Genomic DNA, 10,993 nt, shown 5'->3' on the forward strand with positions numbered 1-10,993 from the left:
TAGTACATGTACCATGTATTAAATAAGTTGTTCGGATAAAAAGAAGGCTTGAGCCGTATGACGGGAAATCTGTCACGTACGGTTCTTAGGGGGGCGGGCGCTCGTGAGAGTGCCTGCCTACCCGACTAAATCTAAAATTGTACTGCATGTAATCTTTAGTAAGATTATTTGGTAAAATATAGATAATGTTGTTTGGAGGAGGAAATCAAGTGAGAGAGGTTGTTCGCTTTTCGATACGTTATTTAGGTCGCTTCATTTGTTTTTTCCTGATAGCTGCTTTTCTTTTATATGGAGCTATTACTTATTTTCCAAATAGTCTAATGAGTATTTATTGGATATCCTTATCTTTAGTAATTTTATTGTTAGTCTACAGTATATATTTATTTAAAAGAAGTACGTGATGATAAATAGTGCCTTGATTATCAAGGCACTGTTTTCTTTTACTATAAACGTAATCTTTATACCGATAATACGTTTTATGTTAACTAGTGACGGCGTCATATATCTGAGCGTTGATAATAAACAGGCTATCTTAACATCCAAAATTTTACAAACTAGAAGAACTTTTATAAAATGGACGTGTAGCAATTGATAAATGGCCAAGTGAACGTATTATACTAAAAAGGGGATAGTCGCATGAAGAAGCTTACTTATGTTTTATCTCTTGTTTTATTGTTTTTGAGTTTTGGTGTACTTACACAAGGTCGATTCCAGTCGTGGAAAGTCATAAGAAGTCAGAAGCAAAAAAGCTTTGAATAAGCAGTAACACAAAAGCTTAAACGCCTCATCTTGGCGTTTTTTCTATGTTTGAGTGTAAATATATTCTTGAAGTCTAAAAACCTCTCAGAAGGGATTCTGAAGGATTGGACGAAGGCGGCCACAGTGTGCGGCACGAATCGTCTGAAAAGTGATCGCGTGAGCCACGCACTTTTGGTTGTCCGTTTGAAGTGGTGTCTTATTTACAAGTTGGCGTAGGTGGCCGAGCCTTCGTGACCTCACAACCCATTTAGATACTCTGAATTTTTTGCGGTGGCCGCCACAATGTATAAGCGTACGTTTCGTGACCCCTTTGTGCGAGCCTACGAGTCTAATAACCCTAGTTCGTCTTCTAGACTCTTTATTTGATTGGCTACATGAACCTTCTCGTCAGCCAGCTCATGCTGCTCACGTAACGTTTCCAGCGCCTGTAATAACCTTTGCTTACGTTTCCAATCCTTAAAGTCATCAAAGAGCAATGCTCGTTCAAACTCCTCCTGCATAAAAAACACCATCCCTATTTGATATAGAGATGATGTTCTAATAAACTATCAATAAACCTACAACGATTTTAAAGGCGAGGCTTTTTTTAGAGGCTTCCTAAGGTGTAGTGTTAAACGGCAGTGTCTAGTTCTCCGAAAGAAGATAGATACGCGGGACTCTGTCCCCTAACTGCTTAATCAATCCCCCATACAAACAGTACTGAATCCCTTAAGTTACTCTTTAAGATCAAACCCTAAGTTCAAAACCATCAAAAGGGTGACCTTAACTTCAATTTAGATACGAGAATTTTTGCACACCTATTTTTTTCCAATTGTGACCTCGTTTTCAATTTAGAAACTCTGAATTTTTGCAACGGCTTATTTTAGTTCATATTCGTTAATTAATCTGTTAACCGTTGAACGACTAACCCCTAGTTCTTTAGCGATTTGATTATCCGCCGCTTCAGGATTACTCTCCAAATACTCTTGAATCCACTTCATACGAAAGGCTTTCTCTTCTTTTTTTGTCATTTTCCCTTGTTCTTGGAGCTTTTTTAAATAGCGTTCTTTTTGATAGCGACGGTCGTAATCGCGTTTCAACTCCGCAACACGGTCTACATCTACGATGTACCGCATTTTCTTCATCTCTTCAGGCGTGATCTTGAGCTTTTTGATAAGCTTTTCAGTGGAGTACTTATAGACGTTTTGGTAGTCGCCACGTTCCCAACGTTTGTAGTCCGCTTCCGCGCTGCTAATCCGATTTAACAAGTCGTGCCATTCATACTTTTTCACATCGAAACTCTCGTACAGTTCGTACACTTCCTTCTGAGCTAGTAGCTCTACTCCACCATGGATGCGCAGCGCCATCGTATACACCAAGAAACATGAAAATTCTCTGAAACCTTCCATATCGCCTTTTCTCAAGTGGCACAGATGAAAAATACCGTTGATAATGTTTTGATGGCGCATGTTCCAGTGGTGCTGGCGCGCCTGCTTGTTGATGCGTCGCTTGCGTTTGTTCGGGTTGTACTTTTCAGTAAATTCCCCTTTATCGTCAATGATTCCGTTCTCCAGCAGCCACTTCCGTTTTTCGTTGTAACGTGTTTCCACGAGATTCATGCGTTCTTGGCGTTTTCGTTCTTTTTCTTCCAGGTACTTTAGCCAGCGATCCCAACAAAACTGTTGAAAAAGATTCATAAAATCCAATCGGTCATCGGAATAGGTGCGACCCGTGATTTTCTTTTTCGTTTTTTCGTTGATAGAACCGACGGCTCTAAGGATGCGGACGCCGTCGAGCGCATGCGCATCTGCCCCGAATTCCTGTAACAATTCGTTGATGTACGCCATCATCATCTCCCATTCTTCCAACATGAATGAAGGGATGGGGCCGATTTTCCACCATAGTTGGGGTCCGCGGGAAAACGTCACTTCCGTTGGCCGCGGGAAGCCGTGAGCGTCTAATTTTTTCACGATTAACTTGTACACTTCTTCTGCCGTGAGTTTTGTGTATTTAGGTAATGCTTTTTGAGGATTATAGTGATCCAGTTCCGAATACAACACGTGGTATTCCGTGAGTCGATCCGTCGTTCGGCGGCCGTAGTTATTTACGATTTCGTATGGTTTGGCGAAAACGGGGTTCGTCAGAATGAACTGACTCACACGGTCTTCCGTGATTTTTTTCATGACCCGCAGCGCTTCTTTGTACTTAAAGAACTTCTGACGGTACTCGAAATCTGTATCAAGAAGCTTCGAGCGTTCTTCGTCTGTAAACATGCAGCTAAACATCACATGGTCTTTGATTGAATCGAAGAAGCCTTCTTTTTCCTCAAACCACGCTTTGCCGATCACTCGTGTTCGGCGATCTTCACATTGTAAAAACCACCCGTATAGCAACTGAATCTGATGTCTGGCCGACATAATCCGTTTGCCTTTATGGTAGGTCATTTCGTTCATGGTTTTCCCGAGATTTAAGATGTTTCCTCGGTCACCCCATTTGGTTGTTAACGACAGTTCCGTTTGTTTATAGATTTGCTCTCGACTCACTTGGCGAGCCGAGTCGTATATGTAATTATCGCGTAATTGTTCAACTTTACTCATGACAAATAGACCTCCCCTAATTTAGTGAGAAGTCTACCTACAACAACCTTTGTATTTTCAATGAAATCTTTGAAAATCAAGAAGGACATCTTGATTTTCACTCTAATTTTATATATACTAAAGGCATCTAGTTGTCTGTTGTAGGCAGACTTACGCTGAACCGATGTACCACCATCGGTTTATTTTTTTTGTCTTTTTTCGTGATTCTCTTTTTCTATTTCCTCGAAAACTCCGAAAAACCTTACCTTAACAATACCGTTCTCACAGCTCTTTTTCTAGTGTTCTTCGACCTTTTTTTCTCTTTTTTCGTGCCGTTTCGTCAACCAAAGGGTAATCTATGAGATAAATTGACGAACCAAAGGGTAACTGGTGAGATAAACTTCCCAAGTTTTTTATTCCGTTTTTTCTTTGGCTAATTCTCTGTAAAGTGTTGATTTTGAAACCCCTGTAATTTGTTCAATCTCTTTTACCGTATGCTTTTTCTCCCTGTGTAGCTTCATGGCGTGTTCGATTTTCTTTCGGTTCTTTTTTGGTCTGCCGAACTGAACATCTCCCTTTAAACGGGCAACCTCGATGCCTTCTCTTTGGCGGATTAGAGTGTTTTGTCGTTCAAGCTGACCTATGGCTCCAAAGATTGTCAGCATAAATTCAGACTGTGGGTTTTCGCCAGTTATGTCCAACCACGGCTCGTTCAAACTCACCAAACTCACTTCTTTTTCTCTCAGTTCGTTCACGACTTTGAGCAGATGGATCGTAGAACGCATCAAGCGATCAAGCGAATGGATAACAATGACATCATGTGGTTGAACCTTCTCCAACAGTTGCTGAAAGACAGGACGTGAGTCGTCTCGCCCTGACTGAATCTCTTCAAACAATTCATCCACACCGTACTCTTTTAAGCTCTCGATTTGCCTCGAAAGGTTCTGGCTGCGATGGCTGATCCTTGTATAACCATATTTCATGACACTTCCTCCTTTACTTTGGGTAATGATTTTTGGGACTCTGTATGTATAGTATTTACTAGTCTACATCATCATTCCCTTTTTCTCTACTTTTTGGGACGTTTTAATTTAAATAGAAGCAGGGATTAACCCTGCTTTTTCTTTAACGTTTTCAGCGTTGCAATGATTGCTTTTTCCTTTGTGTCGTAACTATACGCACCCTCTGTTTTATGAGGTGCACGGAATTTCTTAGCGTCTTTATTAGCGAACAAAACAGCTTGGTAACCGTCAAAGACCTGATCTACAAACGTTTCTTTCATATCACTGAACTCAGGATGTTCTAGGATGATCGTATTCAGTAATTCAATTGCGTGTTCTATTGTTAAACCACGTTCTTCATTATCATCAATGAATTTCGCTTTTTGGCATTTCGTAATTAACTCCTCATCAGTTGGTGTTTGTGGGTTTTCGGGCTTTTCGGGTGTTTCGTTTTCCACCTCTTCGAACTCTCCGTTTTCATCCCATTGGATTTGACCTTCAATCGTAGAATCGGTTGGAAGATCGGAACCCTCTGCATCTGATGATGGCTGCGCCTTGTGAACAGCCAGTTCTTTTTCCAAGTCGGCGATTCTAAATTCAAGGGAAAGGACTTCTCCACGAAGTGTCAAAGCTTCTTTCTTCCATTCCTCTTTTGATTTGAATTGATCCACAACGAACCATTCTAGGACTTCTTTGTCAATTAAGTACCCTTCTTTCAAAGAAGACCCCTCTTGTCCTTTACGGTCGATTTGGTTGACCGTTTGTAGCTGGCCTGATGCTATGAAACGTCTAACCTTTGGCGGGTTCCATGACTTGTCCAATTTTTCTTGTAAATAAACAGAAGCTTGCTTGACGTTGAAGTGGTTTTGGTCTTGTTTTGACGCAGTTTTCAACACTTCCTGGATCATCTCATCACTTAACCCTTGAGATTTCAGCGTTTTAGTCAATTTTACGATATCCATTTTATTTCCCCTCTCTTTTTGTTATCAATTATATTTGACATTAAACTGTTTTAATCTTAAATTACTTTGTTTAAAATAATGTTTTATACCAAATAAAATTAATGTTTTTTTGTTTATCATTAATCAAAATTGATAATAAACAAAATTAAACTGTATAAAACTTGATAAATAAGTATTTCTGAATCTTTTTTTGTTATCAATTATTATTTATTTTGTTATTAATTTTATTTAACATTAAATTATTTTAATATCAAATTATTTTGTTTAAAACATTTTTTATATCAAATAAAATTAATGAATATTCTATTTGTTATCAATTTTGATTAACTACAAATAAAATTTAACTGAATAAACCTTGATAAATAAGCATTTTAGATTTTCTTGTTAATAATTATAGTTATCAATAACCATTTTTGTTGTTAATGTTAATTGATGATGTTTTCGTTTCCTATTAATGTTATTTAACGAAAAAACGAAAGATCCTTCTTTTTTATTATCAATTTATTTATTTTTTGTTATCAATTATTTTTGTTAAAAATTTATTTTGTTGTTAATTTAATTTGATTACAAATTTATTTTATATTTATTTTACTTTATATAAAATTTATTTATCATTAAATTAATTTTATATAAAGTAAAATTGATAATAAAACTTTTATAGTCAACTAAATTTGACATTATTTTATGTTATTATCTATGAATTTTGATATTATTAACGTTTATTATCTCATACTTTTGATATAAAAAGAAGAGGATTTGACCCAGGAACGCAATAAAACGACCCAAAAAGCCCGTTTTTAGTGGATTTTCGTAGGTATACTTGGTTTTCCAGTAAACCGTTTAGTGTGAAAAATAGAAACCCACGATTTTTCCCCCAAAACCGTTGACAGTCAAAGTTTTGTACGGTTTGTGGACTGTGCCCAAGCCGCTCACGACCGAGAAAAAAAGGAACTCACCCCGTCACGTCTTGGTCAACTGATTTTACCGTACAAAACCAAGCCAAAAACGCCGCTAAAAGACCGCCCAACACCTTAACACACCTCGAAAAAAAGGAGGGACATGCCTTGTCTATACTTCGTCGACCTATCCATCAAGTGCAGCAAAAAAAAGCAGCAGGATGCTGTGATCCTACTGCTCTATCCAAATAACTTACGGAAAAAGCCCGCTTTCGTCTTTTCGTTTTCCTTCTTTTCTTCCATGGTTGAAATAAGTTCAACCGTCTGTTGCAGCCTTTGGTTCATCTCATCAATCGTTTGCTGTCGCTCCTCTTCCTTCACCCTTGCCTCCGTCAGCTCCGAGATGATCCGTTCCATCTCTTTCGTATAATCAACAGGCGGCGCTGGCAGTTCTCTTTGATCCAGCTTCTCACCAAGGTACTGTTTTAACGTTTCGTTTTCTTCTCGGCTTTTCGTGAGTTCTGTATGCATCTGCTGTAACTGTTCAGCTGTCACCTTCGTCAGATCCATCATCATTTGTTGCAGGCGTTGCATCTCCTTTTCTTGGTTGTTCATCTTCACCAACATGTTGGTGAACGTCTCAGGTGCCATAGGGACGCTTGGCGGCCGTTCTTCAATCACGCCACCAAACTCCTCCAGCAGCACCCGCTCTACCTCTCTGAAGTCGGTTCGTTTCATTCCTTTTTCTTGTTGTTTTTTGACCACATCCCGAATACATTGAATACGTCGAAGCTGTTCTTCATCGTACATACGACCATGGGTGAAATCTCGTTCCACCACCCCCAGCAAACCCTTCTCTTCCCAATTCCTCAAGATGTGATGTTCAATCCCAAACTGACGTGTCACTTCGTTGATGTACTTGATCATTTCTCATCCACCCCTTTGTCAATGGGCCAAGCCCTAATAGTACTCTTATACAAGTTTAAACATTAGACATGAATTACCTTAATATTACATTCAAACAGTCTCGAAATGTAAATAAGAAACCACTTCACTCAAAATAGGCAAACTACTTGGCGGGCGCTGACTTTTTTCGAACGATTCGTATCGCTTTTTCAAATCGTCACTCACTTGTTCTTGTATGGACTAGTTGCATCGCTGCGATTGTGTCCCAACACTTGTGAGATATAGGAGTTGATTAACTTATCCGTTCGCCACTCGGCCAAGTCTTCTTTTGTATAGCGTGGTCCTCGAACAACTTTGTTGTTTTCGTCCATCTTCGGCCGCCACATCGCTTGCATGCGTGTCTTTCCGTTCTTGTCCTTACGCGGATTTCCACGTTTGTCGGTCATGGGTTCATACATCACTTTTCCTTGATCATCACGCACTTTCTCCCACTTGTCACCGACAGGATTCAATTGCGGATGTGAATTGACGTGATCCAAGAATTTATTTTCAAGCTCGTCCCGTGTCAGTTTCCCTGATCGGAACGCTTTTTCGACTCCTTTCATATGGAATTCAACCGCAGCTCGTCTGAAATCATGCACGCCGCTGTATCCCACATGAGCCTCACGGCATAAATGTTTCGTTAAGTTGTACACATCGTCCTTTGTCATACGGCTTCCCCAGATCCTTGTATCTTTGTTTTTAACGTGTCCTGAGTCCATAATAGATTGTAGTTTTTGAGAGGTTTTTTCGGAGATGGGAATGAAGCGAGGGCGGCCGCCTTTGGTTTGATTGGGATCATCCAAATAAATGCGGTGGTTTTCCGTGTCAACTTGGCGCCACTTGATGCGTAACAGTTCGTCGTGGCGTGGGCACCCTTGTGATAAAACCTCATACATCGCCCCGTGGTAGGGGGAAATGTCATTGGCTTTCTTAACAAGCTTCTGCGCATCCTTGTACGAATAGCCATTCACTTGCTTGCCGTCTTTGTTGATATAGCTTTTCCCGCGCTTGTACTGTTCTTTTGTGTAGCGAGCGCTGTATTGATCTTTCATTTTATCGAGTTTTCGCGTCACTTTTTCCGTACCAAGAGACTCCAAACGCTGGTATTCACCACCGTGAACCTCCGCAGATTCAGCCATTTTTTTGATGGCCGATCCGTATAACCCAATGGTTTTACCCGAGTATTTTTCACCGTTTGGTTGGCCGTTTTTCATTTTGTCTTCCATCCAATCCATGTATTCACCGACACCAATTTCCGAAATGTGTCCCAGGTTTTTATTCTTTTCAAACGTCTCTTTCACAAACGTTTTGGCGATACTTTTGTACTTTTCGAACGTCACCGATCCATGAATACCATAAGCCCCTAAGTTGTTGTTGTCGCCTTTTTTAAAGTCTTTTTTCGTTAATTTGTCTTCGGACTTTGCTTCGATGTGCGAGTTGGCCACAAATAGTTCATCCACTTGTTGATGGAGTGCCATCAACTGCTTACGCTCTTTATTGGTTAGATGGTTAGTTTTCCTCCGTTTCTTTCCAACCACAAAGTTATCTTTCTCTTTCTTGCTTTTCTTGTTCCCTGTAAATCCAGTGGACGTTTTATATTTTGGTTGGTTCGAAAACGCACGTTTTAGCTTCTCTTTTTCATCATCATTAAACATGAAAAATCACCTCCCCTATACCGTTTATCGTACCGAAAAACGTGAAATTGTGTGGAAAAACTCCCCCTTTTTTTGTGGGTGGCGGAAACTCGTGCAAACCGTTAAGGGGTTAGGGGGCGGCTCCTCTCTCCCCCTCCCTTAACAATCCCAATCCCCCCTCTACCTAGATAAATCTAGGTAAAGGGGTTCAAAGGATTCGTTCGATGCTCACGCACCTTCACGTAAGTGCACGCCGCCTCAGCAACGGCAAGGAAAAAGCATCGCCAGAAGCGATGACTTTTCCCAAGCCGAAGCCTTGTCGACGCAAAAAAATCGCCCAACGGGTCGCTTTTTTTCCAAAGCCCCAAAGCGAAAAAGCCCATATCTTCGATATGTGGCCGCCAAAGATCACACCATAAAACAGCTAAAGCGAGTCATTTATACCGTGTTGCAAATTCGTAATGAACCCATTGTTAACCAACGTATACACGTTGAAAATCTCAGCCTGACCATTGTTAACGTGTAAAGTGTAAACACGCAAATGGTTTGCTTAGTCCCGAAGAACCTTTCCCATGTCTTACATCCATAATTCAAAGTAACGATCAACAATTTCGAGTAACTCCCTCTGGGAGTCAACCTCCCAACTTTTCTACTGTCATCTTTTTTTCCTCCTCGTTTTTGTATTTGACTATCCTCCCTTAATTGGATAGGTGATAACGTTAACCGTTCGATCAACTCCTTTTCTAATGTCCGTTGACTACGTTTTCGTCTAATCAGGAACCTGCATAGCAAAAAGAGAACACGTTGGTGTTCTTTTTTACGATGGTAGGCCATAGCCCGAGTATCAGCATAAAGTGATAGATTGTTTTGTATGTTCTTATTCTAATCCCGATTCGGGGATTGAGAGGAAATAAAACCAAGTTTTATAGATGTTTGACGTTTCAGAATCCCGTTCATTTCGTTTTTGATACCTTCGGAATATAAATACACCATCCAATAAAAAAAGCCCTCAGAGAAGATTCTGAGAGCTCGCGTGCTATTTGTTATTTTTGAGGGAATGTAAATCGTTCTTGATAGTTTCGGTTGCTGCCTTTTTCTTTCCACGTAATCACCACTTCTAACTCTTTTGCTTTTTCTGAAAGAGGGAAATTCGCAAAGTGGAAAGGATGTTCATCATTTTTACTTAGTGTTTCTCTGTCTGTCTTTACAATTCCGTATTTGGTAGTCGTGTTGTCTTCATCTCTAAAAAGTTCAACTTTCACATCAGTTGCATCATTTTTCGTATTTTGAATGGTCAATCCATACGTTTGATACACACCCTTTTTAGGTTTCATATCATCTGGATGACGGTCTTTCACTTTATCGATTTCAACCGTCCATTGGTCCGATTTTTGAGTCGTAGGGAGTTGATCAAACGTCAGTGCATGCGCGTTTATCGTCGTGCTAAAAACGAAAACCATCGTAGCAAACGAAAACAAAAACAAGAACTTTCTCATAGTTATTCCTCCAATTAAGTTTAGTTCAACCTATTTTCCCCTTGATTCAAGGAAATATGAGAAGAAATTTAACTTGTTATTTTGGTTACCTTCTGCAACTATCAGACCCTTAAGACGGTAAAAAAGATGCAAGATTTTATACAAAAACACGCGCGTTCAGTTCCTCCTAAAACGTTGCTATATCAACGATGTATAAAATCATGTATAAACGAGAAAACGAAAAAGCAAAAAAGCCCTTGTACGCCAAGGACTCGTTTTTTTTGTGGGTTCCGAAAAGAGGTATTATGTAAACTGTTTTTGTATATCATATGCAACAGATTTACTGGAGCGTATCTGCTTAAATTATGTAAAAATGTAACTTTTATGTAACATATTCGTATATATTGTAGGAGGCGATAGTATGAAAAAATATAATCTTTTAGGTAAGGTTACATATGTTTTAGGAGGTCTATTATGAATATAACAAGTATCAATTGGGGAGACATTGTTTGGCAAATTTTTAATTTGGTAGTTTTATTTGGGGTTGGAGTTTTTATTTTTAATTTTATGAAGAAGTTAAAAAAGAATTAATGATAAAACCTTCTAGAAAGGGATCTAGAAGGTTTTTTTGGTTCTTAGAATCTGGATTATGGTGCGACAAGAAGTCGCTTTCTTACAGTGTAGCTAACGCTACTCATCTAGACGCAAAGACGATCTCCATCCGAAACGGCATTCTTGGTAACGAGTCTGTCGGTTGCATGAG

The 10,993-nt window shown here is 39.5% G+C and carries 7 protein-coding genes; all 7 read right to left on the reverse strand.

Features of this window, described 5'->3' with window-relative positions; translation table 11 throughout:
• Nucleotides 1-1,079 precede the first annotated feature (1,079 nt).
• Complete coding sequence (locus tag ACNHOZ_RS28495) at nucleotides 1,080-1,235, reverse strand: hypothetical protein (RefSeq protein WP_447697433.1); 156 nt, start codon at nucleotides 1,233-1,235, stop codon at nucleotides 1,080-1,082.
• Between the two features lie 381 nt (nucleotides 1,236-1,616).
• Nucleotides 1,617-3,335 (reverse strand): hypothetical protein, encoded by a 1,719-nt coding sequence (locus ACNHOZ_RS28500; protein WP_447697434.1) that lies wholly within the window; start codon nucleotides 3,333-3,335, stop codon nucleotides 1,617-1,619.
• 392 nt (nucleotides 3,336-3,727) lie between these two features.
• A complete protein-coding gene (locus ACNHOZ_RS28505; protein ID WP_447697435.1) occupies nucleotides 3,728-4,297 on the reverse strand; it encodes a recombinase family protein in 570 nt (189 codons plus the stop codon).
• A gap of 125 nt (nucleotides 4,298-4,422) precedes the next feature.
• Complete coding sequence (locus ACNHOZ_RS28510) at nucleotides 4,423-5,277, reverse strand: hypothetical protein (RefSeq protein ID WP_447697436.1); 855 nt, start codon at nucleotides 5,275-5,277, stop codon at nucleotides 4,423-4,425.
• A gap of 1,136 nt (nucleotides 5,278-6,413) precedes the next feature.
• Entirely contained in the window at nucleotides 6,414-7,100 is a 687-nt protein-coding gene (locus tag ACNHOZ_RS28515; protein WP_447697437.1) for a helix-turn-helix domain-containing protein, read from the reverse strand.
• Nucleotides 7,101-7,300: 200 nt separating this feature from the next.
• The gene (locus tag ACNHOZ_RS28520) at nucleotides 7,301-8,776 is read right to left on the reverse strand and encodes a tyrosine-type recombinase/integrase (protein WP_447697438.1); all 1,476 of its coding nucleotides are present in this window, start codon (nucleotides 8,774-8,776) and stop codon (nucleotides 7,301-7,303) included.
• A gap of 1,022 nt (nucleotides 8,777-9,798) precedes the next feature.
• A complete protein-coding gene (locus tag ACNHOZ_RS28525; RefSeq protein ID WP_447697439.1) occupies nucleotides 9,799-10,251 on the reverse strand; it encodes a hypothetical protein in 453 nt (150 codons plus the stop codon).
• Between the last annotated feature and the right edge of the window lie 742 nt (nucleotides 10,252-10,993).

This window comes from Priestia sp. D51 (genome assembly GCF_053345675.1).